At 64.8% G+C, this 25,586-nt stretch carries 23 protein-coding genes; 10 read left to right on the top strand and 13 right to left on the bottom strand.

The window, feature by feature from the left end:
- Positions 1-20: 20 nt before the first annotated feature.
- The 6 genes from panB to hda form a co-directional block, all read right to left on the bottom strand.
- Positions 21-839: a 3-methyl-2-oxobutanoate hydroxymethyltransferase gene (panB, locus tag PAN31108_RS09295; protein WP_150668585.1), complete on the bottom strand. Its 819-nt coding sequence runs from the start codon at positions 837-839 to the stop codon at positions 21-23.
- Between the two features lie 121 nt (positions 840-960).
- Complete coding sequence (locus PAN31108_RS09290) at positions 961-1,617, bottom strand: deoxynucleoside kinase (RefSeq protein ID WP_150668584.1); 657 nt, start codon at positions 1,615-1,617, stop codon at positions 961-963.
- On the bottom strand, positions 1,614-2,126 hold the full coding sequence (folK, locus tag PAN31108_RS09285) for a 2-amino-4-hydroxy-6-hydroxymethyldihydropteridine diphosphokinase (protein WP_150668583.1): 513 nt from the start codon (positions 2,124-2,126) through the stop codon (positions 1,614-1,616). Before folK ends, PAN31108_RS09290 begins: the two co-directional genes overlap by 4 nt.
- Entirely contained in the window at positions 2,126-3,664 is a 1,539-nt protein-coding gene (gene pcnB, locus PAN31108_RS09280; RefSeq protein ID WP_150668582.1) for a polynucleotide adenylyltransferase PcnB, read from the bottom strand. The genes folK and pcnB overlap by 1 nt, the downstream gene beginning before the upstream one ends.
- Positions 3,661-4,341: a histidinol-phosphatase gene (locus PAN31108_RS09275; RefSeq protein WP_150668581.1), complete on the bottom strand. Its 681-nt coding sequence runs from the start codon at positions 4,339-4,341 to the stop codon at positions 3,661-3,663. The genes pcnB and PAN31108_RS09275 overlap by 4 nt, the downstream gene beginning before the upstream one ends.
- A gap of 177 nt (positions 4,342-4,518) precedes the next feature.
- Positions 4,519-5,229: a DnaA regulatory inactivator Hda gene (gene hda / locus PAN31108_RS09270; protein ID WP_150668580.1), complete on the bottom strand. Its 711-nt coding sequence runs from the start codon at positions 5,227-5,229 to the stop codon at positions 4,519-4,521.
- Between the two features lie 146 nt (positions 5,230-5,375).
- Here hda and purM point away from each other — a divergent pair, with 146 nt between their 5' ends.
- A complete protein-coding gene (gene purM / locus PAN31108_RS09265; RefSeq protein WP_150668579.1) occupies positions 5,376-6,422 on the top strand; it encodes a phosphoribosylformylglycinamidine cyclo-ligase in 1,047 nt (348 codons plus the stop codon).
- A gap of 353 nt (positions 6,423-6,775) precedes the next feature.
- Here purM and miaA read toward each other — a convergent pair whose 3' ends face one another.
- Both miaA and mutL read right to left on the bottom strand, forming a co-directional pair.
- Positions 6,776-7,723 carry a tRNA (adenosine(37)-N6)-dimethylallyltransferase MiaA gene (gene miaA / locus PAN31108_RS09260; RefSeq protein ID WP_150668578.1) on the bottom strand — a complete coding sequence of 316 codons (948 nt, stop codon included), beginning with the start codon at positions 7,721-7,723 and terminating at the stop codon, positions 6,776-6,778.
- Positions 7,724-7,730: 7 nt separating this feature from the next.
- The gene (mutL, locus tag PAN31108_RS09255) at positions 7,731-9,743 is read right to left on the bottom strand and encodes a DNA mismatch repair endonuclease MutL (protein WP_150668763.1); all 2,013 of its coding nucleotides are present in this window, start codon (positions 9,741-9,743) and stop codon (positions 7,731-7,733) included.
- Between the two features lie 453 nt (positions 9,744-10,196).
- Here mutL and PAN31108_RS09250 point away from each other — a divergent pair, with 453 nt between their 5' ends.
- Positions 10,197-10,868, top strand: a complete 672-nt coding sequence (locus tag PAN31108_RS09250; protein WP_150668577.1) for a VTT domain-containing protein — start codon at positions 10,197-10,199, stop codon at positions 10,866-10,868.
- Between the two features lie 125 nt (positions 10,869-10,993).
- Here PAN31108_RS09250 and PAN31108_RS09245 read toward each other — a convergent pair whose 3' ends face one another.
- Together PAN31108_RS09245 and tsaE are read right to left on the bottom strand one after the other, a co-directional pair.
- Positions 10,994-12,460, bottom strand: coding sequence for an N-acetylmuramoyl-L-alanine amidase (locus PAN31108_RS09245; RefSeq protein ID WP_174994917.1), 1,467 nt, complete (start codon positions 12,458-12,460; stop codon positions 10,994-10,996).
- Positions 12,454-12,987, bottom strand: coding sequence for a tRNA (adenosine(37)-N6)-threonylcarbamoyltransferase complex ATPase subunit type 1 TsaE (tsaE, locus tag PAN31108_RS09240; protein ID WP_150668575.1), 534 nt, complete (start codon positions 12,985-12,987; stop codon positions 12,454-12,456). The genes PAN31108_RS09245 and tsaE overlap by 7 nt, the downstream gene beginning before the upstream one ends.
- Before the next feature lie 17 nt (positions 12,988-13,004).
- Here tsaE and queG point away from each other — a divergent pair, with 17 nt between their 5' ends.
- Positions 13,005-14,282, top strand: coding sequence for a tRNA epoxyqueuosine(34) reductase QueG (gene queG / locus PAN31108_RS09235; RefSeq protein WP_370819609.1), 1,278 nt, complete (start codon positions 13,005-13,007; stop codon positions 14,280-14,282).
- Positions 14,249-15,181 carry a site-specific tyrosine recombinase XerD gene (gene xerD, locus PAN31108_RS09230; RefSeq protein WP_150668573.1) on the top strand — a complete coding sequence of 311 codons (933 nt, stop codon included), beginning with the start codon at positions 14,249-14,251 and terminating at the stop codon, positions 15,179-15,181. The genes queG and xerD overlap by 34 nt, the downstream gene beginning before the upstream one ends.
- Positions 15,182-15,220: 39 nt before the next feature.
- On the opposite strand, the gene PAN31108_RS09225 is transcribed toward xerD, so the two are convergent.
- A complete protein-coding gene (locus PAN31108_RS09225; RefSeq protein WP_150668572.1) occupies positions 15,221-16,795 on the bottom strand; it encodes a class I adenylate-forming enzyme family protein in 1,575 nt (524 codons plus the stop codon).
- A 126-nt stretch (positions 16,796-16,921) separates the two neighbouring features.
- On the opposite strand from PAN31108_RS09225, the gene PAN31108_RS09220 reads away from it, so the two are divergent.
- The 5 genes from PAN31108_RS09220 (at position 16,922) to PAN31108_RS09200 (ending at position 23,157) form a co-directional block, all read left to right on the top strand.
- Complete coding sequence (locus tag PAN31108_RS09220) at positions 16,922-17,410, top strand: aminoacyl-tRNA deacylase (protein WP_150668571.1); 489 nt, start codon at positions 16,922-16,924, stop codon at positions 17,408-17,410.
- 222 nt (positions 17,411-17,632) lie between these two features.
- Positions 17,633-18,412 carry a fimbrial protein TcfA gene (locus tag PAN31108_RS09215; RefSeq protein ID WP_150668570.1) on the top strand — a complete coding sequence of 260 codons (780 nt, stop codon included), beginning with the start codon at positions 17,633-17,635 and terminating at the stop codon, positions 18,410-18,412.
- 82 nt (positions 18,413-18,494) lie between these two features.
- Complete coding sequence (locus tag PAN31108_RS09210) at positions 18,495-19,001, top strand: CS1 type fimbrial major subunit (protein WP_150668569.1); 507 nt, start codon at positions 18,495-18,497, stop codon at positions 18,999-19,001.
- Between the two features lie 86 nt (positions 19,002-19,087).
- A complete protein-coding gene (locus PAN31108_RS09205; RefSeq protein ID WP_150668568.1) occupies positions 19,088-21,916 on the top strand; it encodes a TcfC E-set like domain-containing protein in 2,829 nt (942 codons plus the stop codon).
- 107 nt (positions 21,917-22,023) lie between these two features.
- On the top strand, positions 22,024-23,157 hold the full coding sequence (locus PAN31108_RS09200) for a CblD like pilus biogenesis initiator family protein (RefSeq protein ID WP_174994910.1): 1,134 nt from the start codon (positions 22,024-22,026) through the stop codon (positions 23,155-23,157).
- 116 nt (positions 23,158-23,273) lie between these two features.
- Here PAN31108_RS09200 and PAN31108_RS09195 read toward each other — a convergent pair whose 3' ends face one another.
- Positions 23,274-24,002, bottom strand: a complete 729-nt coding sequence (locus tag PAN31108_RS09195; RefSeq protein WP_150668566.1) for a response regulator — start codon at positions 24,000-24,002, stop codon at positions 23,274-23,276.
- Between the two features lie 231 nt (positions 24,003-24,233).
- Here PAN31108_RS09195 and plsY point away from each other — a divergent pair, with 231 nt between their 5' ends.
- Complete coding sequence (plsY, locus tag PAN31108_RS09190) at positions 24,234-24,836, top strand: glycerol-3-phosphate 1-O-acyltransferase PlsY (RefSeq protein WP_150668565.1); 603 nt, start codon at positions 24,234-24,236, stop codon at positions 24,834-24,836.
- Between the two features lie 141 nt (positions 24,837-24,977).
- On the opposite strand, the gene PAN31108_RS09185 is transcribed toward plsY, so the two are convergent.
- Positions 24,978-25,463: a YajQ family cyclic di-GMP-binding protein gene (locus PAN31108_RS09185; RefSeq protein WP_150668564.1), complete on the bottom strand. Its 486-nt coding sequence runs from the start codon at positions 25,461-25,463 to the stop codon at positions 24,978-24,980.
- Between the last annotated feature and the right edge of the window lie 123 nt (positions 25,464-25,586).

Genomic DNA, 25,586 nt, shown 5'->3' with positions numbered 1-25,586 from the left:
GGAGGGCCTAAATCGACGGCTTAGAAGCTATGTTCCAGCGTCGGGAACGTGCCGTGCTTCACCGCTTGCACGTAGGCTTCGATGGCCGCCGCGATACTTGGCTGGCCATCCATGAAGTTCTTCGAGAACTTCGGCGATTTGCCGGGGAACACGCCGAGCATGTCTTGCAGAACGAGTACCTGACCGTCGCAATCCACGCCGGCGCCAATGCCGATGGTCGGCATCGTCGGCACTTCCGGCGTCACTCGTGCGGCCAGGGCCGCCGGAATCGCTTCGAGCACGACCAGTTGCGCCCCCGCGGCTTGCAGCGCGCGGCAATCGTCGAGCAACTGCGCTTGCGCGGCATCTTCGCGCGCCTGCACCTTGAAGCCGCCGAACGCATGCACGGACTGTGGCGTGAGTCCCACGTGCGAGCACACCGGAATGCTGCGCTCGACGAGGAAACGCACCGTTTCCGCCAGCCACGCACCGCCTTCGATCTTCACCATCTGCGCGCCCGCCTGCATGACGGCCACGGCGCTTTGATACGCCTGCTCCTTCGTCCCATAGGTGCCGAACGGCAGATCGGCCAGCACCAACGCTTTTTCCACGCTGCGTGCCACACATGCGGTGTGATAGCAGATGTCGCGCAGCGTAACGGGCAATGTCGTACGCTGGCCCTGAATGACGTTGCCAAGCGAGTCGCCGACCAGAATGGTGTCGACGCCGACACGGTCCAGCAGCGCAGCGAAACTCGCGTCGTAAGCGGTGAGCATGGCGATCTTCTCGCCGCGCTCGCGCATCTGGGCGAGACCGGGAACGGTCACGGCCTTGCGATTGGATTCTTGCAGATAACTCATGTCAGCCTCGGTTCAGGAGGGTTTGCTGGCAGGACGCTCGCGCCAGGCATGCACTGCGCATGTCGCCGGACAGTCGGCGCGTCGACACCGACAGGCAGAGAGCGCGAAAGCGCGCCGTCGATCAGAGACGCGCGCCCTTGACGAAGACTTCCTTGCGCCCGCGCATCTGGTCGATGCGTTCGACCAGCAACGCGAAGTCGCTGTCGTTGTGCGCCGGGTCGAACTGTTCTGTGTCGACTGTCAATACCGGCGCAGCGGCGTAATGATAGAAGAATTCGCCGTAGATGTCGCACAGCGCGCGCAGATAAGTGTCGGGGATCTGCTGTTCCATCGGAATCGCGCGCTTCTGAATGCGCGAGAACAGCGTCTCGGGACTCGCTTGCAGATGAATCACGAGGTCCGGTGCGCGATGCGCCCGCTCGATGTGCGCGACCAGACGGCGGTACAGATCCAACTCGTCGGCGGACAGCGTCAGGCGCGCGAACAGGCCGTCTTTCTCGGGCAGGAAATCGGTGAAGATCGGTTTGCCGTCGATTTCGCGTCGCGCGATCTCCGTGGCTTCGTCTACGCGTTGCAGACAGAAGGACAGTTGCGTCGGCAGGGCATAACGCGCGCTGTCGCGATAAAACCGTTCGAGAAAGGGATTGAGCGCGGGCTGCTCCAGCATCAGGTCGGCGCCGGCCGCGTCGGCCAGCCGCTGTGCCAGCGATGTTTTGCCGACCCCGATGGGGCCCTCGATGGCGAGATAGCGAAAGCGCCCGAGAACGGACGATCTCATGATGTGCAGACCCGCTTGGTCAGACAGCACCCATGCGCCAGACGCTCGATGCGCTGATCGGCAACGTTGGCCAGCAGGGCGCTGACGCGTCCCACGCCGGGAATCTCCAACTCGGGCGCGATGTCTGCGAGCGGGCGCAGAACGAAGGCGCGCAACGCCATGCGCGGATGCGGCACGATCAGGTCGGGTTCGGCAATGCGCTCGTCGCCGTACAGCAGCAGATCGAGATCGAGCGTGCGCGGCGCATTCTTGTAAGGCCGCTCACGTCCGAAATGCAACTCGATCTTCAGGCACAACGTGAGCAACTGACGGGCAGTCAGATTCGTCTCGACGGCGACTGCGCAGTTGAGATAGTCGTCGCCGCTCGACTCGATGGGAGCGGTGCGATACAGGTCGGACTTGGCCGTGATGGTGACGCCGATTTGCTGCGCCAGACAGACGATGGCGTCCTTAATCGCTTGGCGGGCGTCGCCGAGATTCGCGCCGAGCCCGATATAGGCAACAGTCATTAAGCACCTTCGGAACCATGCTGTCGCGATGATACCCGCTTGCCATGATTCTCGCTGGTAGCGTTCTCACGTGCGCCGCCACCCTCGCCACCCGTGCCTTCACCGCTGTCCCCACCGCCTTCGCCAACGCGTCCGCCGGACGGTTTGCGACGACGACGGCGACGCTTCGCGGCAGGCGTCGAGCCCGACGAACCGCTGCCTTGCGAGAGCAACTCGTCGCGCCTGACCGAATCGCCTTCGAGGAAGTCCGTCCACCATTGCCCCACGTCGGCGGGCACCTCGCCCGACTCGCACCGCAACAGCAGGAAGTCGTAACCGGCGCGCAGACGCGGATGCTCCAGCAAACGCAGCGGCGTACGGCCGACCCGTTTGTCCAGACGCACCTGCAAGCCCCAGATTTCCTTCATGTCCGCGACGAAGCGACGCTGGATCGCCAGCTTGCCGGTCTGGGCGTCGAGCACGTCGTCCATGGCCAGATGCAGGGCCGGAATGGGATATTCGCCGGCGCTCTGATAAGCCTGCCATTTCTCCAGCACGAGATGCCAGAGCAGCGCGGCGAACAGGAAGCCCGGCGAGACCGGCTTGCCCGCGCGAATGCGGGCGTCGGTGTTGGCCAGGGCGAGTGTGACGAACTTCTCGCCCAGCGGTTGTTCCAGCACGACATCGAGCAACGGCAGCAATCCGTGATGCAGGCCCTGCGAGCGAAGTTGTTGCACACAGGCCCATGCGTGGCCCGAGAGCAGCAGCTTGAGCATTTCGTCGAACAGACGCGCCGCAGGCACGTTGTCGATAAGCGGCGCGAGTTGCGGAATCGGCGCGGCGGTGGCTTCGTCGATCTTGAAACCGAGCTTCGCGGCGAAGCGCACCACGCGCAGCATGCGCACCGGGTCTTCGCGATAACGCGTGGCCGGGTCGCCGATCATGCGCAGCACGCGCTTCTGAATGTCTTCCCAGCCGCGGTGGTAATCGTGCACCGTCTGCGCGGCGGGATCGTAATACATCGCGTTGACGGTGAAGTCGCGTCGCGCGGCGTCTTCGTCCTGCTCGCCCCAGACGTTGTCGCGCAGCACCCGGCCCGATTCGTCGGTCACGTGCGTTTTGCGGTCGAGTTCTCCCTTTTTCGGACGACGCGCACCGATTTGTTCGCTATCGACCGCATCGACCAACGCACGGAACGTAGAGGTCTCGATGATCTCCTGACCGAACTGCACGTGCACGATCTGGAAGCGCCGACCGATGATGCGAGCACGGCGGAACAGGCGCTGGACCTGCTCCGGCGTGGCGCTCGTGGCGACGTCGAAGTCCTTGGGCGCGATGCCGAGCAGGAGATCCCGCACGGCGCCGCCGACGATGAACGCCTTGAAGCCGGCTTGCTGCAACGTGTCGGTTACGCGAACGGCATTCTTCGAGAGCAGGCTCGGATCGATACCGTGAACGGAGACGGGAATGACAACCGGTGTGCCGGGCGGCGGGCTGCCTGCGCCGCCGTCGGTCTGGCTGTCTTTGCCGAGCAGTTTCTTGATGAGTTTGCGGATCACTGGAACAACTCGAGAATGGGCCAGCGACGCGCCAGTGCGATTTCGCGCAGCGCCTCATCGGGGTTCGTTGCCACCGGATGGTTCACCTTCTCCATCAGGGGGACGTCGTTGGCGGAATCGCTATAGAAGAAAGCGTGGTCGAAGTCGCCCCAGGTCTTGCCCAGGCTGGCGAGCCACGCTTCGGTGCGGGTGATCTTGCCTTCGCGGAAGCTCGGCGTGCCGACGTATTCGCCGGTAAATCGTGCGCTCGGATCGCCGCCTGCGGTGGCCGGCTCGGTGCCGATCAGATGATCGATGCCGAACGCACGGGCGATGGGACGCGTGACGAAGGTGTTCGTCGCCGTCACGATGGCGCACAGATCGCCGGCCTTGCGGTGCATGTCGAGCAGCGCGAGCGCTTCGGGACGCACGTGCGGGAGGATCGACTCCTCCATGTACTGCGCGTGCCAGGCGTCGAGCTGATCGCGCGGGTAACGGGCGAGCGGTGCGAGGCAGAAACGCAGATAGGCCGGCATGTCGAGCCGGCCTGCACGGTAGTCCTGATAGAAGGCCTCGTTGGCCTGCGCGTACGAGTCACGCTCGACCGCGCCCTGGCGCACGAGGAAACGGCCCCATTCCTTGTCGCTGTCGGTCGGCAGCAGGGTGTGGTCGAGATCGAAGAGAGCTAAATTGGTCATTGCGCGAATTTTACCTGAAGCGAGGGGCCGTCTTATGGGGTTCGGTGGTGAAAAGGCTAAAGGGGGCTAAAGAGACCCGTGGCGAGACCCGTGGCGCACGGGGTAGCCCAGCGCAGTACGGAGCAGCCCGACGCAGCATGAGGGAGCAAAACGGCGCCGGATGACATCGCACGCCGGTCATGGTTTCCCGTCGGCGGCCGCCGGATCGTTGTGCGTGAGCATCTGACGCAGCAGCGGCAGCGTTACGGCACGCTTTTGCTCCATCGAGAACCGGTCGAGCCGGTCGAGCAGCGCCATCAGACTCGACATATCGCGCTCGAAGTGCGTGAGCAGGTAGGCCGGCACATCTGCCGCCAGTTGCAAGCCCCGCTCGCGCGCTGCGCTCTGAAGCGCCTGTTTCTTGCCGTCGTCGTCGAGTCCCACAATGTGAAATACGAGGCCCCAGCCGAGGCGGGTGCGCAGGTCTTCGCGCAACGGCATGTCGACCGGCGGCTGCGAGCCGGCGGCCACGAAGGCGCAATGCGGCCGCGCGCGGGTTTCGTTAAAGAGGTTGAAAGCGGCGATCTGCTGCGTGGGCGAGAGATTGTCGCAGTCGTCCACACAGTAGACGGTGCTGGCGTCGTCGAACGTGAAGGCGGCCAGCGGGCTGTTCGGACGCAAGTACCGTGCGCTCGGCCCGACGGCGTGGCACAGGGCCTCCATCAGATGGGTGCGGCCGGACCCGGCAGCTCCCCAGAGGTAGATGCCGCGGTCGCGTGCGGTGCCCGCCGAGAGTTCGGCCGGCAGGCCGGCAAGCGTCTGCGCCGCCTCGCGGTTGGGCCCGACGATAAAATTGTCGAACGTGGCGGGCGGCGGTGTGCCGAGGTCGAGATACAGTTGCTGAATCACGAACGAAGAAAGCCGGCGGAAGGCCGGCGGAGTACGGTTTACGGGGCACGCAGGCCTTCGCCGGCGTCCGATATCCGCTTTGCGTGCCGAAAGGACACGCGCATCGGGTAAAATCGCATTTTACCGAACCTTGATGCATTCCCGTCATGTCACACCCTAACGAAACTTCCGGCCTTTCCTATCGCGACGCTGGCGTCGATATCGAAGCGGGCGACGCGCTGGTCGAAGCGATCAAGCCGTTTGCCAAGAAAACCCTGCGCGACGGCGTGCTGGGCGGCATCGGCGGCTTTGGCGCACTGTTCGAAGTGCCCAAGCGCTACAAGGAGCCGGTACTCGTCTCGGGGACCGACGGCGTGGGCACCAAGCTCAAGCTGGCCTTCACGCTGAACAAGCACGACACGGTCGGCCAGGATCTGGTCGCCATGAGCGTGAACGACATTCTGGTGCAGGGCGCCGAGCCGCTGTTCTTCCTCGACTACTTCGCCTGCGGCAAGCTGGATGTGGCGACGGCGGCGACCGTCGTCAAGGGAATTGCGGAAGGTTGCGAGCTGTCGGGTTGTGCGCTGATCGGCGGCGAGACGGCGGAAATGCCGAGCATGTATCCGGACGGCGAGTACGATCTGGCCGGTTTCGCGGTCGGTGCGGTCGAAAAGAGCAAGATCATCGACGGCAAGTCGATCGTGCCGGGCGACGTGGTGTTGGGTCTGGCCTCGTCGGGCGCGCATTCGAATGGCTACTCGCTGGTGCGCAAGATCATCGAAGTCGCGAAGCCGGATCTGGACGCCGACTTCCACGGCAAGCCGCTGCGCGACGTGCTGATGGCGCCCACGCGCATCTACGTCAAGCCGCTGCTCGCGCTGATGCAGACGCTGACCGTCAAGGGCATGGCCCACATCACCGGCGGCGGTATCGTGGAGAACATCCCGCGTGTGCTGCAAGACCATCTGACGGCCGATATCAAGCAGGACGCCTGGACGCTGCCGCCGCTGTTCCAGTGGTTGCAGGTCCATGGCAAGGTGGCCGACGCCGAAATGCACCGCGTCTTCAACTGCGGTATCGGCATTGCCGTGATCGTGTCGGCCGCGGATGCCGACGCGGCCGTGAAGCACCTCGAAGCGTCGGGCGAGACGGTCTACCGTCTGGGCACGATCCGCGAGCGCAAGGCAGGCGAAGCGCAGACGATCGTCTCGTAAGCGGATATCGCCCGCCGTCGCACCGGCGACGGGGGCGACAACAAAACGAAAGCCCGTTCGGCATGGCCGGCGGGCTTTTTTCACATCGTCTTGCTTGCCGCGACGCTCGTCGTTGTCGGCGCCGCACGACGTCACGGGTTTGCGCCGGCAGCTAACGTGCGCTGAACGGCGCGAGCGGATGCCGGCGGCTCGCTGGCGCGGCTATGCGGCGGTTTGCCCGGGTTGCCCGGGGCGCACGGTTTTTGCGATGAGGTGAGCGCGCTTCGCCGCCGGGGTGGCGAAGCGGGGGGGCGGAGGGAGGCCGGCGATGCGTCGATGGTCGACGCTCGGAGGTGTCAGAGGTGTGAGCGTTGTCAGAGGCGCCAGAGTGCGCGCACGGTGGCGAGGGCGCGTTGCGGCACATCGTGGGCGGTGCAATCGACGATGTGACGCTCGGGCATGGCGCGCAGCCATGTGAGCTGGCGTTTGCACAACTGACGGGTAGCGAAAATGCCCTTGTCGCGCATGGTGTCGTAATCGGTGTCGCCGTCGAGGTACTCCCACACCTGACGGTAGCCGACGCAGCGCATCGACGGCAGGCCGGGATCGAGATCGCCGCGCGCACGCAGGCGCTCGACTTCTTCGATGAAACCTGCGGCGAGCATCAGGCGAAACCGCTCGGCGATGCGTGCGTGCAGGATCGACCGGTCGGCAGGCTCCAGCGCGACAGGCACGAACGTGTGCGGTGGCGGGGTGTCGGGCGTCTGCGCCGGTTCGGCGAGCCACTGCGACATCGGCTTGCCCGACAGCGCGAAGATTTCCAGCGCGCGCTGAATGCGCTGGGAATCGTTCGGTGCGAGGCGCGCCGCGGTCACAGGATCGATGCTGGCGAGTCGCGCATGCATGGCTGGCCAGCCGTCGCGCGCGGCGTCTTCGTCGAGCCGGGCACGCACCTCGGCGTTGGCAGGCGGCAGCGGCGAGAGGCCTTGCGTGAGCGCCTTGTAGTAGAGCATCGTGCCGCCGACGAGCAACGGGCGGCGTCCGCGTGCCGCGATCTCGTCGACGAGCCGCAGCGTGTCTTCGCGAAACTGGGCGGCAGAGTAGGCGTCGCGCGGATCGATGATGTCGATCAGGTGATGCGGCACGGCAGCCAGCTCGGCGGCGCTGGGTTTCGCCGTGCCGATATCCATCTCGCGATAGACGAGCGCGGAGTCGACGCTGATGATTTCGATGGGCGTGTTCTGCGCCAGCGCGAGGGCAGCGGCGGTTTTGCCGGAAGCCGTCGGGCCCAGCAGGCAGACGATCGGGGCGTTGTCCTTCATGAACCGCTCAACGTCCGCGCATGAACAATTTGTCGAGGTCGCCGAGCGTGAGCTGGTACCAGGTCGGACGTCCGTGATTGCACTGGTCGGCACGCTCTGTCGCTTCCATCTGGCGTAGCAAGGCGTTCATCTCCTCGTGCGTGAGACGCCGGTTCGCGCGCACCGCCGTATGGCACGCGAGCGTGCCGAGCAGTTCGTGCTGACGTTCGGTAAGCACGCGCGAGCCGCCGTACTGGCGCAGGTCCGCGAGCACGGCGCGAGCGAGCGCCTGAGCGTCGGCGCCGTCGAGCAGTGCGGGAATGGCGCGAACGGCAAGCGTGGTCGGGGAGATCGCCGCGAGATCGAAGCCGAGCGCCGTCAGTGTTTCCTGATGCTCCTCCGTTGTGCCGATTTCCACCGGGTCGGCGAAGAACGTCACGGGAATGAGCAACGGCTGGACGGGGACACTGCGCTCGACGAGCGCCTGCTTGAAACGTTCGTAGAGAATGCGCTCGTGCGCCGCATGCATGTCGACGAGCACGAGCCCGTGCGCGTTCTGCGCGAGGATGTAGATGCCGTGCAACTGGCCGAGAGCGAAGCCCAGCGGTTGCTCCAGCGACATCGCATCGGCGGCGCCGCTCGCTGAGCCGGTCCCATGGGTCCCATTGTGATTCGCGCCCAGGGCCTCGGCGAGGCCGCCGGCGAACGTCGCACCGTCCTGGGCTGCGCCAGGGCTGCCATAGGCGGGCGACGGGACATCCGTCACACCCGGCTGACCGTAGGGACGCGCCGCCGGCGGCGCCGTGCGCCCGAACAGGTTGTCGTAGACGGACAGCGGTTGCGCGACCGGCAGTGCGCCCTGTTGCGCCCTGGCGTTCCAACTGCTGCCGCCCGGTGTGCCGAAGCCACCCGACGCACGCGCAGCCGAAAATCCGCCCCCCACGCCGCCCGTCGCCCCGCCGAGTCCGCTGAATCCGCCGGGACCGGCGGCCAGCCCACCGCCCTCGGTCAGGTGCGCGGCGTGCGTCGCGCCGCCGCTGCCCGCCGCGCGCGCCAGCGCACGCTGCACCGCATGGAACACGAACTGGTGGACGCTGCGCGCATCGCGAAAGCGCACTTCGATCTTCGACGGATGAACGTTCACGTCGACCAACTGCGGCGGCAGTTCGAAATACAGCACATACGCCGGGTAGCGGTCGCCGTGAAGCACATCTTCGTAAGCGGCGCGCACGGCGTGCGTGAGCAATTTGTCGCGCACGAAACGCCCGTTCACGAAGAAGAACTGCTGGTCCGCACGGCCTCTGCTGGCGGTCGGCAGGCCGACGAAGCCCGACAGGCGCAATTCGGCCGCGCCTTCGTCGAGCGCCAGATGGGCGTCGGCGAAGTCGTTGCCCAGCACGCGGGAGACCCGCGCAGCGGCATCGGAAGCGTTCCAGTGCTCGACCGCCCGGTTGTTGTGCAGGATGGAGAAGCCGACATCCGGGCGCGCCAGTGCGCTGCGGCGGATGACATCCATGCAGTGGCCGAACTCGGTCTGCTCGGTCTTGAGGAACTTGCGTCGTGCAGGCGTGTTGAAGTACAGGTCGCGCACGTCGACCGTCGTGCCCACGGGGCCGGCCGCCGGTGTGAGCGCACCGGTATTGCCGTCGATGGCGGTTGCATGGGGCGCGTCGATCTGGCGGCTCGATAGCGTGAGCTGCGCGACGGACGCGATGGACGCCAGCGCTTCTCCCCGGAATCCGAGCGTAAGCACCGATTCCAGTTCGTCGAGCGTGCGAATCTTGCTCGTGGCGTGACGTGTGAGCGCCAGCGGCAACTGGTCGGCGGACATGCCGCCGCCATCGTCCGTAATCGCAATGCGCCGCACACCGCCTTCTTCCAGCTTGATCTGAAGCGCCCGGGCACCCGCGTCGAGCGCGTTTTCGAGCAGCTCCTTGACCACGGAGGCCGGACGCTCGACCACCTCGCCGGCGGCGATCTGACTGATCAACTGGTCGGGAAGGACGCGGATGGCGCGCGCCGGCGCGAGGCCCGCCGGCATTGGGCCGGGGCGTCGCTCGGGGGCGTCGGACGGCGCATCGCCGGGCATGAGGGCCGGGTCCTGCGCTTCGGGGGCGGGGGTCGGGGTGGCAGACATGGGAACCATTATAAAGGCAGCCCTCAAAGACATAGGTAAGACGCTGTTTCGGTCCTCAACACCCGCTTAATTCCGTCCAATCGCCTTTAATTGGCAACTAATTCCACTGTGAGACCTTATCGGGAGAAAACCCGGAAAACAGCGGGGGCGAGGCCATAACCCCGTAAGCGGGGAAAATGGGTAGCCAATGGAGGAGGGGACGGGGAAATAGTGACGACTTCCGACGCATCGAATCTGCCATGGCGGACGATAACGCCGTCACGCAGACTTAACGACGCACGACAGCCGCGCTGGTATGATGCGACTCGTCGCGCGCCCGCCGGGACGGGCCGCCGTCCTTTATTTTGAGGAATCGACTTGGATACTTTGGTGCAATTGCTGGAGATGGTGCTCCACATCGATAAACATCTGGGGGTGTTTATCGATCAGTATGGAAACTGGGTGTATCTGTTCCTGTTCATGATCGTGTTCGTCGAAACAGGGCTGGTGCTGTTCCCGTTCCTTCCGGGCGATTCCCTGCTGTTTATCGGCGGTGCTTTCGCCGCCACGGGCGCCATGGATCCGTGGCTGCTCGGTGTGCTGCTGTTTATCGCGGCGGTGACGGGCAATACGCTGAACTACTGGATCGGCTCGAAGATCGGGCCACGCGTGTACGAGAAGAACTGGCGTTTCCTCGACCGCGACGCCCTGCGCAAGACGCACGACTTCTACGAGCACCATGGCGGTAAAACCATCGTGATGGCGCGTTTCGTGCCGGTCGTGCGTACGTTCGCACCGTTCGTTGCGGGCGTGTCGGCCATGTCGTGGGCGCGTTTCCAACTGTACAACGTGCTGGGTGCGCTGATCTGGGTGGTGCTGCTCGTGGGCGGCGGGTACTTGTTCGGCAACCTGCCGCTAGTGAAGCAGTACCTGAACGTCATCGTGCTGGTCGGGATTTCGGCCGCTGTCGTGCCGATTGCGCTTGGCGCGTTGTGGAAGTTGTTCACGCGCGGTCGTCGCCGTGGTGAGCCGCAAGGGCAGGGCAAGTAACGAAGCGTCGATATCGAACGAAGTGGCCGGTGCCGCCTCGTTCGACGGTACGGAAAAATGGCGAGTCCGGTTGTCGGACTCGCCATTTTTCGTTTGGTAAGACAGTGCAGCGCAGTGCGCCGGCGTCAGGCCGTACGGTTCTTCGCGATGGGCGGGTTCTTGGCGAAGTAGGCTTTGATGCCCTTGAGCAGCGCGTCGGCCAAACGCTCCTGATAAGCCGGATCGATGAGATTGCGCTCTTCGTCGGGGTTGCTGATGAAGGCCGTCTCGACGAGCACAGACGGAATGTCCGGCGCCTTGAGCACGGCGAATGCCGCTTGCTCGACATTCTTGCTGTGCAGTCGCGGCGCGACCGTGCCGATCTGCGAGAGCAGCGCGGAGCCGAACACCTTGCTGTCGCGGATCTGCGCCGTCGTCGACATGTCGAGCAGCGCGTGAGCGACCGTCCGGTCGTTGGTCTTGATATTCACGCCACCGATCAGGTCGGACGCGTTCTGGGTCTTTTCGAGCAACCGTGCCGTCGCGCTCGTCGCACCGCGCTCGGACAACGCGAACACCGATGCGCCGTTCGCGGAGGGCGACGTGAAGGCGTCGGCGTGAATCGACATGAACAGGTCGGCCTCCACGCGGCGCGCCTTTTGCACGCGCACGCCGAGCGGGACGAAGAAGTCGGCGTCGCGCGTCATCATCGCGCGCATGTTCGGCTCGGCGTCAATCTTCTGACGCAGGCGCTTGGCGATCTGCAACACCACGACCTTTTCGTACGTGCCGCGTCCGCCGATAGCGCCCGGATCTTCCCCGCCGTGGCCGGGGTCCAGCGCGATGGTGAGCAGACGCGCCGTCTTCTGAGCGCGCGGGGGCGGGACATAGGCGTCATCGTCGTCGTCTTTGCGCTGAGCGAGCGGCGGCGTCTTGTCGGGCGTGGCCGGTGTCGATGGCGACGGCCGTGTCGGGCGCTGACCCTGTTCGCGTTGCGCGTAACGCTGGAAGAAGGCTTCGCTTTCCTCGGCGCTTGGCGTGCCCGCCCCGGCAGACGGCGACGCACCCTGCGGCGTCTGTGAGTGCTGTGCGAGCGCCTGCGCCTTGTTCGCGGTTTGCGCAAGCAACTCCGTGAGCGGATCGGGCTCGACAGCCGGGTACAGATCGAAGACCGTGCGGTATTTGTAGCCTGCAACCGGCGGCAGCGTAAACGACTGTGGCTTCACGCCGCCTTTCAGGTCGAAGACCATGCGCACGACGCCGGGCTTGAACTGGCCCACACGGACCTGAGCGATTTGCGGATCGTTCGGCTGGATCTTGGCGACGAGATCGCGCAGTGCAGGATTCAGATCCACTTCGTCGAGATCGATGACGAAGCGGTTCGGACTCTCCATCAGTTGCTGCTGAAACTTGACCGGGTTGTCGGTCTCGAGCGTGACGCGTGTGTAGTCCCTGGCCGGCCACACACGCACGGCGACGATGGCGTTGGCGAAGGCGAGGCGCGGACCCGTGAGGGCGAGGATGAGTGTGGACGCACCAGCGCGCAAGGCACGGCGGCGGCCGGCATTGGGCGATGAGGCGTCGTCGGTACGGGCGAAGCGTTTGATCAGCATGAGTTCAGGCAAGCAAGACCCGCCGGCGTGTAGGCGCTCGTCGTGAGACGGCGGCTATCGCCGACTGGTTCCAGCCAAAGGTGCAAATCCGGGGGGCCAAGGAGTCCTTCGGCTTTTTCCGGCCACTCGACCAGGCAGAGGGCATCGCCCGCAAAATGCTCGCGAAAGCCCGTGTCATGCCATTCGGCCGGATCGGCAAAGCGGTACAGATCGAAATGATAGACCGGCAACACGCCTTGTGGTGTGTCGATGTTGTATGGTTCACACAGCGCGTACGTGGGGCTTTTGACGCGTCCCGTGTGCCCCAGCGCGCGCAACAGCGCCCGCACGAAGGTGGTCTTGCCCGCGCCGAGGTCGCCCGAGAGCTGCACGTGCAGGCCGGCGTGTGCGGCGTCGGTCTGCGCCATGCGTGCCACGATGACGCGTGCGAACGCCGCGGCGAACGCCTCGGTGGCGGCTTCGTCCGGTAGCGCGAAGATGCGTTCGCCCAACGGGGGCGACGCCGATGGATCGGGCGTGACGGGCATTGCGTAAAATGGAGTCGATGAAAGCTTCCGTGATTTTCCCCGCTACCGGCGCACAAGTCGAGCCATCGGCACCTTCGAACGCTTCGGAAGTGTCGTCCTCGCGCGACAATGCGCCACGCCCGACCGGCGCAACACGCCCCGACCTCGATCCGGCGGGGCTGGCGGCGCTCGCGGTGCAGATACGCGCGTGGGCGAGCGAACTCGGCTTCGGTCACGTCGGCATCACGGATACCGATCTCTCGCACGCCGAAGCCGGACTGCAAAAGTGGCTCGACGATGGCTGTCACGGCGACATGGATTACATGGCGGCCCATGGCATGAAGCGCGCGCGGCCTGCCGAGCTGGTGCCCGGCACGGTGCGCGTCATCAGCGCGCGCATGAACTATCTCCCCAGCGATGTCGATCCGGCGCAGTGGCGCGAGCGCGAAATAGCGCGCGCCGGGATGCCGGCGCAGGCTGTCGTCTCCGTCTACGCGCGGGGCCGTGACTACCACAAGGTGATGCGCAACCGCTTGCAGCAATTGTCCGAGCGGATCACGCAGGCCATTGGGCCGTTCGGTTATCGCGTGTTCACCGATTCGGCGCCGGTGCTGGAGGTCGAACTCGCGCAGAAGGCGGGGCTCGGCTGGCGAGGCAAGCACACGCTGCTGCTCTCTCGCGAAGCAGGATCGCTCTTTTTCCTCGGCGAAATCTTCGTCGACGTTCCTCTGCCGGTCGACGGTGAACGCAGCGACGACGGTGGTGCACACGCACCACACGACAGTCCGAGCATGGCGCGTGGCGAGCATTGCGGACAATGCCGCCGATGCCTCGATGTCTGCCCGACCGACGCGATCACCGAACCGTTTCGCGTGGATGCGCGGCGATGCGTCTCGTACCTGACCATCGAGCACAAAGGCGCGATTCCCGAGTCGCTGCGCGCCAGAATGGGCAATCGCATCTACGGCTGCGACGACTGTCAGTTGTACTGCCCGTGGAACAAGTTCGCACAACCGTCGCCGCTCACGGATTTCGCACCGCGCAACCATCTCGACAGCGCGTCGCTCGTCGAGCTTTTCGCATGGAGCGAGGCCGAGTTCATGGCGCGACTCGCGGGCAGTCCGATTCGTCGCATCGGCCATGAGCGATGGCTGCGCAATCTGGCCGTCGGTCTTGGCAACGCGCTACGCGAGACAACGCAGGCCGATGCCCGCACACCGCTGCGCGACGCCTTGCTCGCGCGCCGCGAGCACCCCTCCGCGCTCGTGCGCGAACATGTCGAATGGGCGTTGGCCCAGGAAGGAGCCAAGGTTTGAATCTCCCCGTTGATCGCAGCGCCACGCTCATCGACCAGTTCTGCGACACCCTCTGGCTGGAAGACGGCCTCTCGCGCAATACGCTGGACGCCTATCGCCGCGATCTGCGTCTGTTCGCCGAATGGCTTGCCGACAAGCATGAGATGGCGCTCGACGCCGTCGACGAATCGGCGCTTTCGGCCTACCTGGCGTGGCGCCGCGACAGTCTGGCGAGCAGCGTTAACCGGCGGCTGTCCGTCTTCAAACGCTTCTACCAGTGGGCGCTGCGCGAACACATCGTGCAGCAGGACCCGTGCTTGCGGATCGCGTCGGCGAAGCGGGCGCAACGCCTGCCGTCGACCCTGTCGGAAGCGCAGGTCGAGGCCCTGCTCGCTGCGCCCGACCTGACGCAGCCGCTCGGGCTGCGCGATCGCGCCATGCTGGAGCTGATGTACGCGAGCGGCCTGCGCGTGTCGGAACTCGTCGCGCTCAAGACCATTGAAGTGGGGCTGAACGAGGGCGTGCTGCGGATTGTCGGCAAAGGCGCGAAGGAGCGGCTGGTGCCGTTCGGTGAAGAGGCCAACGGCTGGCTCGCGCGCTATCTCGGTGAGAGTCGTCGCGTATTGCTCAACGGTCGGGCGTGCGACACGCTGTTCGTCACGCAGCGCGGCGAAGGCATGACGCGGCAGGCGTTCTGGTATCTGATCAAGCGCTACGCGTTGCAGGCTGACATTCGCGCGCCGCTCTCGCCGCATACGCTGCGGCACGCGTTCGCAACGCATCTGATCAATCACGGCGCCGATTTGCGCGTGGTGCAATTGCTGCTCGGGCATGCCGACATCTCCACCACGCAGATCTACACGCACGTCGCGCGCGAACGCCTCAAGTCGCTGCACGCGCAGCATCATCCTCGCGGGTGACGAATGCACCGATGTCACCAATGTTCGGGCACCCGGACGTCAGAGTAACGCTTTGAGCCTGTGCTTGAGCACCTTGCCGGTGGACGCTGCGGGCAGGGCATCCAGCACGTGAATTCGGCCGGGACGTTTGTAAGGCGCCAGACGCTGCGCCGCCCACGCGGCGAGCGCCTTGACGTCGATCGTATGCCCGGGACGCGCTTCCACGAACGCGACCACCTGTTCGTTGCCTTCGACGGCGTGTCCGAGGACGGCCGCCTGAAGCACGTCGGGATGACTCGCGAGCGCCTGTTCGACTTCGATCGGGTAGACGTTGAACCCGGAGTGGATGATGAGTTCTCTGGCGCGTCCCTCGAGGAACAGGGCGCCGTCTGCCGCGCGATGCGCCAGATCACCGGTGCGCAGCCAGCCGTCTTCCGTCACGGTGGCGGCGCTCAGCGCCGGCGCCCGATAGTAGCCAAGCATCACATTCGGGCCGCGTACCCATAGCTCGCCGACGGCGCCGCCGGGCACATCGTTGCCATCGACGTCTACGATACGCACCTCGACGCCCGGAATCGCGGGGCCCACGGAACCATCTTTGCGTGGGGCGTCGAGCCGCGTCTGCGCGACGGTCGGGCTGCTCTCGGTCAGCCCGTAACCGTTATGGATCGGCAGCCCGTAGAACGCCTCGACACGCGCCTTGAGCGCGTCATCGAGCGGCGAGCCGCCCGAGTACACGAAGCGCAGACGCGGCGCGACGAGCGATGCGCCTTGCGTCGCCACGTAGGCCATCAGGCGCGCATGCATCGCCGGCACGCCTTGCAGGATCGAGAGGCCGTCGTGCGCGAGCGAGTCGAGCACGGCCTCGGGGGTGAAGCGCGCGGCGAGACGCAAGGTGCCGCCCGCGTACAGCGTGCCGAGACAGACCGAGGTCAATCCGTAGACGTGGGAGATCGGCAGCACGCCATAGGCGATGTCGTCGGCGCCGACACGTCGCAAAGTGCTCGACATGGCGGCGACGAACATCAGATTGCGATGCGACAGACGCACCCCCTTGGGCGCGCCGGTCGTGCCCGTGGTGTAGATCAGCGCCGCACATTGCTCGGCCGCCACGCTGGCGACCGGTTCGGCGACGCTATCGGCATCCGTATGGGAGACGGCAATCGCCCCCAGCGCGAGTTCCGTCCAGACGATCCTGGCGGCGTCCTTGCGGGCATGGGCGGCCGCGTCGGGCGACGCATCGATCGTGTAGATCGCGCAGCGCGGATGGGCGTGCGCTCGAATGACGCCAAGCTCCGTCGCCGAGAGACGCGCATTGCAGAGCAGCGGCCAGGCGTCGAGCGACGCGACGGCGAGCAGCAGCACCACGTAAGCGATACCGTTCTCGCCGACGAGCATCACCCGGTCGCCGCCGCGAACGCCATGCGCACGCAACCGCTCGGCGCTCGCGGCGACGGCATTCGCCAACTCGCTGTAGGTGAGGCGGCCGAAGTCGTCGATCAGCGCGATGCGGTGCGGCGTTTGCGCGGCGATGCGAGCCGGCAGCGCATCGATGCGCGCCGGCAAACCGGCGAGGAAGGTCTCGACGTGGGCATCCGTCGGCAAGGAAGGCACGGCACAGAGTGTTGCAGACATGGCGGCATTGTAATGCGCGAGGAAGCGATTGCTTACAATCCGTATTTTACGGAATCTGTGCCGAACCGATGCCACCCCCCGGACCTCCGCCGGGCGTTCCCTCGTCTTCAGCGCGTCTCTTACGATATGAAATCCAAGGCCACTGCCGAGACTCCTGCGACCAAACAGCTTCGCGAAGCCAAGGTCGCATTCCGGAGTCACTTCTACGAGTATCAGGACCACGGCGGCACGCGTGTCTCGTCGCAGGCATTGCAGGTGCCGGAACACTGCGTGATCAAGACACTGGTGATGGAAGACGAAGACGCCAATCCGCTGATCGTGCTCATGCATGGCGACCGGCAAGTGTCGACCAAATCGCTGGCGCGTCAGGCGGCGCGCAAGCGGATCGAGACATGCAAGCCGGAAGTCGCGAACCGTCATTCCGGTTTTCTGGTGGGCGGCACGAGCCCGTTCGGCACACGCAAGCGCATGCCGATCTACATGGAAGCGTCGATTCTCGAACTCCCCGAGATCTATATCAACGGTGGCCGTCGCGGCTATCTCGTGTCGATGGCGCCGTCGGAGATCGTGCGCGTGCTTCACCCCACACTCGTCAACGTCGCGCTCGTCGACTGACATTCACACCGGCCCCCCGGCCACGCCGGCCATTGCGCATAGCGCGATGCGCAGAGAAAGTCTTTAAGGAAACGCCCATTTCAACATCGTTGAGCGAAATCTGACTTGTCAGATTTCGCTCAATCGATGCCGTCCCTACGATGTCGTTATTCGCTTCGGCGTGGATGAACTGCGAACTGCAATTCACTGCACCGTCATGCGACAACGAACAGAGGAACGGAAATGAGCGAGGCGAGAGGCCACGCGCAACGAACGTGGTTGGCAGGACACCTCCGGCACAGCGCCATGGCGGCGGCCTTGCTGGCATCGACGTGGCTGTCGATGTCGGCGCCCGCGACGGCCAACGTCACGATCTCGCCGATCGCCAGTGCCATCTCGGGCGACCGGTCGCAGGTCAGCGTGATTCGTATCACATCGCAGTCGCCGCAGACCCAGTACGTCGAAGTCACCGTCAAGCGGATTGTCGATCCGGCGACCGACGGCGAGCACGAAGTGCCCGTCAGTCTCGAGCGCGGTGACGGACTCGTCGCCTCTCCCGCGAAATTCGTACTTGCGGGCGGCGCGACCCGCCAGGTGCGCGTCGTCTCGCTGGGTCGCCCGGCGGTCGAAACCGCCTATCGCGTGTACTTCCGACCCGTCTCGGCTACCGGTGCCGCGCAGGATACCTCGAACCAGACCGACTTCGATTCCGATGTCCAGGTGAGCTTCGTCTGGGGGGCGCTGGTTCGCGTCGCGCCTCAGAATCCGTCGCCGCAACTCGCGCGAAGCGATGACAACCGCTCGCTGAAAAACATCGGCAATGTCAGAGCGCATGTGCGCGCCGTGGGCCGATGTACCAGCGACGACGACGACAGTTGCGAGTGGCAGGAGGTAGGCCGCAGCGTCTATCCCGGCCAGACCCACGCACTTCCCGACACGCTGCATAACGCACAGGTGCGCATCCGATATCTGGTCGACAGCCAGACAGGCGCGCAGGTCATGGACCTGCCTCTCGCGCCGTAGCCCTATTCGATGAGACATGAAGTCTCACACTTTTGCCGGCCGAGCCGGTGCTTTCTTTACTTAAGATAAGGAAATATCAAGCATGAAGACGTTTAAACACCTGGCGGCCGTCGCCGCGCTGGCTCTCCCGATGACTGCCGCTTACTCGGCGGAAGTCGTGATGGATCTGAGCGCGAACATCGACCCGACGCTGTCGGTGCTTCAGGCCAACGGCAATCCGATGCCGTCGAGCCTCGATTTCGCCTACCACGCGGCGTCGCGCGACATCGTCGCCCCGACGATTCAGACGCGTCTCTACACGAACGATCCGACGCAAAACGTCAACGTTCGTCTCGGCTCGGCATCCACGCTGGTGCATACGACGAGCAGCGAAGTCGCCGCGATCCCGCTGACGGTGCGATTCGACGGTCAGGTCATCACCACGGCGAACACCGCGATGAACGCTGCGCAGATCTGGACCGGTGCGGCGACCGGCGAGTCGAAGACGATACCGCTGTCGGTCACGGGCCGGGTTCCGGGCACCAACCCGCCGATCGCCGGACGCTATGTCGGCCGTCTCGAGATGCTGATCGTGGCATCGGCCAACTAAACATCCTGTCGATCCGAAGGTGAGGTGCTGAGGTGCCGCGGTGTGAAGCGGCACCTTCCAGCATTCTCGCCTTGCATCGCTTCATCATGTCAACGGTCCGTCATACCTACCTCGTCTGCCTGTCCTGGCTTCTGCTCGACGCCAATGCGTCGCAAGCCGGACCCATGGACGCGGTTCCGCCCGGGTTCGAAGACATTGCTCTCGGACAGGTCGAGCACGTCGACGTTCGGCTGCTCGGGCACTCGCTCGGCGTGTTTCCGGTGTTCGTCGACCCGAACGATGTGCGACTGGAGACGCCCGAAGCGGTCGTGCGCGCCATCGAGGCGCGCATGACGTTGCCCGTACCGGCTAGCTCAACGGCCGCCCCGGCCTCACTGATCGAGGTGCTCGGCAAACCCATGCCGCGCAACGGCCATCTCGCCTGCGCCGGCGCAGCCGTGCAAACGGGCTGCTGGTATCTTGAGACGGCGTCGGCCGGCGCGATTTTCGACGAGACGCAAGGCGTTCTCGAACTCTTTCTCGCCAAGGACTGGTTACCGGCGGAAAACACTGCCGGCCCGGCGTTTCACACCAATTCTCCGGGTAGCGAGCGCGCGTTGGTTCACACGCAGGTCGTGAATGCATCGACGCGTGAGCGCTATCGCAACCTCACCGTGCTCGGAAACGGCGCGCTGGGGATCTCGCCCGCGAGCTATGCGGGCTTCACGTGGTCGCTCGTGCATGCGAGCAGCGGTGCGTACGACAACGGCTTGTCTGTACCGTCGGACGGCACGCGCGCAAGCGTGGACAGTCTCTACTACCGGCACGATCTCGGCGCGACGCACTACGTTCAGGCCGGCCGAATGGATCAGCGCAATCTGTCCAGCGCGCAGGGCGGCAGTTTCGGATTTTCATTGCTGCCGGTGGAGCGCTTCGACGGTGCACGTATCGGCACGTCACAAGCCTATCTCAACGAGGCGGTCGCCGCGCAGGGATCGCCGTTGACGGTGCTGCTCACGCGCGATTCGCGCGTCGACGCCTACCGTGGCAGCGAACTGCTGGGCAGTGCCTATCTGCCTGCGGGCGTTCAGCAGTTCGATACGCGTTACTTCCCCGAAGGCGCGTATCTGGTGACACTGCGTATCGTCGAAGGCGACAGGCTGGTGCGCACCGAAACCGAGCCGTACACGAAGGTTGGCGGCGCAATGTTCGGGCGAGGAACGCAATGGTTCGTTCAGGCGGGACGCACGGTAAATCGCCGCCGTTTCGACGACCCGAATCGTCGCGAGCGTCTCACGGTGCAGTCGGGCGTGCGTACGTCGTTCGGGCAGCGCGTAACGCTGACTTCCGGGCTCGTGTGGCTGCCGTCGCAAGTGTTCAACGAGACGCAAGTCAGTTGGCAACACGCATTTGCACTCGGTCGCGTGACGACGACCGCCGCCTTGCTCATGGGCACGGGCGGCGCGCGTGGCAATACGCAGTCGATTTCCTTCTCCAACGGCATGGGGCTGAGTCTTTACCGTTACCAGATGCGTCAGGCGAACTGCGGTAGCGGCCCGTTCGCGCGGGATGTCGATGCGATCAGTCTGGGCTGTTACGACTCGCTCAATGCGAGTGTCTCGGTGCCGTTGGGCAAGTGGCAAGGCAGTGCGGGCTACAGCCAAAGTCGCGCGCACGGCGCACGCACGTCGTATGCCGCAGCCCCGGGCGACGATCCGTTCTGGAACGGACGTGCTCAGCGCGCCGGTGTGTCGAGAACGCTTCAAGCCACGCTGAGCCGCTCGTTCCGATGGGAACGGTTCGTCATCAACACGCGCGTGGGCGGATACCGGCGACATTACGCCGACGTCGGCCGGCCGGACGCCGGCGCCTTCGTCAACCTCTCGGTAAGCATGCACCGGCCCGCGCTGGCGGGCGCCAGCCTGTCGACGTTCTCGAGCGGCGGGGTCGATGTTCGCATGGGCAACACCGAGGAGCGCGGCGCGCGCGTGGACTACCACGCCTCACACGCCTGGACATGGGACGACACGTCGCGCCGCGAGATCGCCGTTGGGCTGAGCGGCACGGAAAACGGCGGCGGGACGGCGAACGTTCGTGGCGCCGTGGACGGCCGCTATGGCGACGTGCAGGCAATGTTCTCGCGAAGCTTCGGCAATGAGGGCGTGGGCAGTGCGAGCGGCGCGTTCTCCGGCAGCTATGCGTCGAGTTTCGCCGTGATGCGCGACAGAGTGGTGGTCGGTCCGGCCATGCTTGCCGGTGAGCCGCCCGCTGGCGTCGCCCTGGTGGTGAGCGACACGGCGTATGCCGGGGATGACGCGGATGCGCTTGACCCCACCGAGGCCGCGACGGACAGCGCTGCCGCCACATTGCAGGTTGGCGGACGTCCGCTCACGGTCGATTTCGGTGCGGCGGCGATGACGCCCATCGGCGGCTATCGCGTTCAGCAAGGGGAAGTGGCGGAGGCGTGGCAGGGACTCTCCGACTACTCGGTCGGCGTGCTGCGTGGCGCAGGCCCGCAAGACTACTTCCTGACGCCGGGCCGCATGAAAGTGCATCGGGTGACGGCCACGCGCAGCTATACCTACGTCGGACGGGCGATCGGCCCGGACGGGCTGTCGCTCGACAACGCACGCGTGTTGAGCGTGGCGGCGCCGCCGCTCGACGCACACGGCGAATTCATGATCGAGTCGTCACATCCGCTCTCGGCGCTCTATCTGCTCGACCGGGGGCAGCCGATGCGTTGCGAGATCCGCAATGTCGAGCGCCGCGACGTCGTGCGTCTCACCGGCACCATGCAGTGCGATGTCGTCGCCCAGCAGTCGTTGCCGCAGACGCTGCAATCGCAATCGCGCGTGCAGCGTTTGCTGATCGAGGCGAAAGCGCGCACGGACCGACGTGTCGGGGTGTCGACGCGCGAGGAGACCACGCGTCGTTGACCTCGTATGTCATCGGGCGATGTCGTTATCGAAACATGACTGAAAGGAAAGCCGGGCGTATGCGTTTTATCCAACGAGCCAGACGAGTCGGGCCGCCGATCGTCGCAATGCGTGCAGTGCGAGCGTTCGCTGTACTGGCGGGTATCGGCGCCATGGGAATGGCCTCGCCGGTCGCCGCGCAGTCCGTGCCGACGGACCGTCACGAAAGCGTTTCACTGACGTTCGACCGATCGTCGGCGCCGCAACAATGGAATTTTCGAAGGCAAATCAGCGCTCACTATACGGCTGGCAACATTCTTGGCTCGCGCACGTGGTATGCCTGTCGTTCGTCTACCGACACGACGTTGGGCGCGTGTGCGACACGGCCGTCCAATGTTGCGGATCCGGCGTCGAGTATCGTGACGTTACGCTTTACGGAAAATCGATCCAAACTGACGGTGGACCTGAACATCACCGCGACGAAAATCGTTACCGTGGCCAGCAGCACTTGTGGGCACCGAATCACGGAGTTCAATTCTCAGCGTAACTTTATTGCGTGTGGCGGACGTCCCTATGACGTCTCCCGATACGCGTTCACGATCAATCGCGCCGAGTTGCGGAAGATTCCGATCGGGGGCATATGGCGCGGCCGTCTCGAGTTCGACATCCGGGAGTATCAGAGCCAGGCGCCCAGCGCGGTGCACAGCTACGACATCGAACTGAAGGTGACCGATCGGCAGAACGCGCAGATTTACTTCCCGCGACTCTCGAATCCGTCGCCACGTGTCGCGTTCGATCTGAGAGCACGTCCCGGACCGGGATTCCAGCCCCTCGTCTTCGGCGGACGAACGGTGGACGTGTGTTTCTACGACGGCTTCGGTTCGAACTCCAGCGGGGCGTTGCGGGTGCGCGCGTCGGACGTGCGCGGCGGAAACTTGCCCGAACGGCCGCCCGGGCACGCGTCGCTCGTGCTACGCGAGACCAACGGCATGCTGCCCGACCAGCGAATCGACTACCGTGTGGGATTCACGTACGACGGCGCACATCGATGGCTGAATGCGGGCGACCCGGCGGCCAGCTTCACGCCCGTGGCGCAGACAGCGATCCGGATCGTGCGATTGCCCGGCATGCCATTGCCAGTGGCGTGCTCCCCGGCGACGCTCACTTTCGAGATTGTGCCCTTTATCCTGAGATCCAAAGTGGCGGGCGTTTACGAGGGGCAGATCCGGATTGAAATGTTCGTCGACGCGGCGTCGATTTGAGCATGCCGGTCGGTGGCATGGACGTCGCTATCACCTTTTTCCGCTGCCGCACGCGCTTCGGCGATGGGCTCGCTTGTACGGGCCACGAGGCGAGCGCTGCGCGAATTCCGGGGAAATCAGGCGGGATCGCCCAGGTCGTTCGCCGTGTCGCTGTCGGCAACATCGGTAGCGTCGGTAGCGTCGGCGATGTCGTCGCGCGCGAGGGGAATCGGCTCGCCGTCCGACAGGCCGGTTTGGAGTGCGAAGCGATACAGGTCGGCATCGGACTCGATGCCGAGCTTGCGCATGGCGCTGCGCTTTTGCGCACTGACGGTCTGCTTCGTGCGATAGACCTTCGCTGCAATGGCGTTGATCGACATCCCCGATACATACAGACGCAGCACCATGACCTCGCGCTGGCTCAATAACGTGGTGCCCAGACCGGGCAGGGCGCCCGTTGCCGTCGAGGTGCGTTGCAGGTGACGCAAGCCGTGATGCGCGGCGTGAATGGCGGCGATCACGTCGTCGATGTCCCGGGATTTGCACAGCGTCGACGCGACGCCGAGATCGGCGATCTGCCGCGCGATGGCGGGGTTTTGCATGGCGGTGAGCACCAGGATGCGGACACAGGGAAACATGCGCCGCACGTTGGCGAGCAGCGACAGACCGTCGCCGTACCGGCCGCCAGGCATGGTGTGATCGGTCACTAGCACATCGCATGGCGACCGGTTCAGCAAGTCGACGATCCCCGCAGCGCTGCGCGCCGCACCGAGGACTTCCAGCGAGGTCCGTTTGCCCAGTTCGTGCATCAGGCCGGCAACGACAACGGGATGGGGGTCGGCGATTGCGACGCGAATCTTTGTCATTGTCGTAATCCTCCTTCCTGGTGCGCTAGCACAATGCGCGTTTCTGAGGGACCCGGAGCGAGATATGGCGGTTCCGCGTACTGCGTAGTCGAGATTCATTTGAAGTGATTTCCCAACGCAAGCCGAAAATCGGGGCACGGCAACGCACAACCCCGTGTTTGCCAGAATGGGGCAGCGCAGCGTCTCAAGTAAAATGGCGGCCATTACAAATTCTCCAATCGCTCGAAGTTCATGGCCACACTGGTTTTTATCGGTCTTGCGTATCTGATCGGCTCAGTGCCGTTTGCGGTGATCGTCAGTCGCACGATGGGTCTCGCCGACCCTCGCAGCTACGGTTCGGGCAACCCGGGCGCGACGAACGTGCTGCGCTCCGGCAACAAGAAGGCCGCCGTGCTGACGCTGCTTGGCGACGCCCTTAAGGGTTGGTTGGCGGTTTATCTGGCGGAACGCTTCGCCGACGCGTGGGGCGTGGGCGATTTCGGGCTCGCGGCGGTGGCGCTGGCCGTTTTTCTCGGCCACCTTTATCCGGTGTTTCTGCGCTTCGCGGGCGGCAAGGGCGTGGCCACGGCCGCCGGCGTGCTGTTCGCCATCAGCCCGATTCTCGGCCTGGCCGTGATGGCCACGTGGCTCATCATTGCTGTCTTCTTCCGCTATTCGTCGCTCGCGGCGTTGGTCGCGGCGGTGTTCGCGCCGCTGTATTACGTTTTCATGTACGGTTTCGGTCCGTATTCGCCGGCCGTGATCGTCATGGCGATGCTGTTGATCTATCGCCATCGCGCGAACATCGGCAAGTTGATGGCGGGCAAGGAAAGCCGTATCGGCCAGAAGAAGTGAACGACGCGTCCGGGCGTCGGCAGTTGGTAGTTGGTAGTCGGGAATCGACGGATCGGCCAATAAAAAACCCGCAGCGAGTCTGCGGGTTTTTTGTGCCCGTCGTCCGTGCGGGGACGACGGTGGCGATGCGAGCGGCAGCGCTCAGTCGCGGAAGTTGTTGAAGTCGAGCGGCGTGTCGGTCACGTCCTTGCGCAGCAGCGCCATTGCGCTTTGCAGGTCGTCGCGCTTCGCGCCGGAGACGCGCACGCTGTCGCCCTGAATGCTCGCCTGCACCTTCATCTTGCTGTCCTTGATGATGCGCACGATCTTCTTCGCGAGGTCGCCTTCGACGCCTTTCTTCACCTTCACGACCTGCTTGACCTTGTCGCCGCTGATTTTCTCGACCTTACCGTAGTCGAGAAAACGGACGTCGACGTTGCGCTTGGCCATCTTGGCGATGAGCACCTGCGTGACCTGATCGAGCTTGAAATTGTCGTCGGCGAACAACGTGAGCTCCTGCTCCTTGTGCTCGACGCGCGAGTCCGATCCCTTGAAGTCGAAGCGCGTCGAGATCTCCTTGTTGGCCTGCTCGACGGCGTTCTTGACCTCTACCATGTTGGCTTCGCTAACCACGTCAAACGATGGCATCTGGTTCTCCTGAATTACTGAGGGTTCGTGAATGGCACGCGAGGCGTGCCGTGTCCTTGGCGGGCAGTCGTCTGCCCGTGCGCGTCATTCGTTCCTGCGGCGGCCTGCGCCACGGCAGGCGTT

The sequence above is a fragment of the Pandoraea anhela genome, assembly GCF_902459655.1.
Lineage (GTDB): Bacteria > Pseudomonadota > Gammaproteobacteria > Burkholderiales > Burkholderiaceae > Pandoraea > Pandoraea anhela.
The sequence above is the reverse complement of the archived record's forward strand: the minus strand, read 5'-3'. Positions and strand labels throughout refer to the sequence as shown.